The sequence below is a fragment of the Xenorhabdus hominickii genome (assembly GCF_002632725.1).
Taxonomy (GTDB): Bacteria; Pseudomonadota; Gammaproteobacteria; order Enterobacterales; family Enterobacteriaceae; genus Xenorhabdus; species Xenorhabdus hominickii.
Genome location: NZ_NJAI01000091.1, coordinates 1 through 649, shown reverse-complemented (window position 1 = coordinate 649; position 649 = coordinate 1). Strand labels below are relative to the sequence as shown.

Genomic DNA, 649 nt, shown 5'->3' with positions numbered 1-649 from the left:
CTTCGCCAGCCGGTTGACATGCACCATCGGTCTGGCAATCGTGTTCGCCGCGCCGTGCCCATTCCTCACGGGGATCATTTCCCCCAGAAAGAACGGGGTGTAATAGGATGAATAGGTCATGTGCCCGGCGGCATTATAAATCGCCACCCCCCAGTCGGGTTTCTGTAACGGAAAGCCGCTGGAGAAAATCACCACATGCACCTCACAGGCCACCTCATTGTTCACGACAACCTTATCGTGCGTCATGCCGATGGCGGCACCGGCGGTCTCGGTCCGGGCAAAGACCAGACACTGCCCCCGGTTAGGGATGGAATCCGGCCCCCGCCATTGCCCCCGCGCCCCGAGGGGGATTTTCCCCCGGTAGACGCAATACCCCAGCCGGTTCTGGTCAGCCATTGTCGATACCCCGTTCATGCCGGCCAGTTTGATGCCGAAGGAGGCAGTGCTTTTCGGGTAGCCACACACCTGAATATAGAAGTGATCATCCGGCTCAAAAAAAGGGCTGAAACCAATCAGGCCCTCAATAAACTCAAATTTCAGATACTCCCCCTCCATGCGGATATTCTCAATCCGGCGGTCAACAATGGTAGAATGGAGCCCAAACTGCCCCGCCATCACGGTTTTTGTCGGGATCAGCACAATATTGAAC

At 56.5% G+C, this 649-nt stretch carries 1 protein-coding gene; it reads right to left on the bottom strand.

The features are described from left to right. A partial coding sequence (locus Xhom_RS31795) for a DUF6453 family protein (RefSeq protein WP_169928585.1) occupies positions 1-649 on the bottom strand: 649 nt, incomplete at both ends.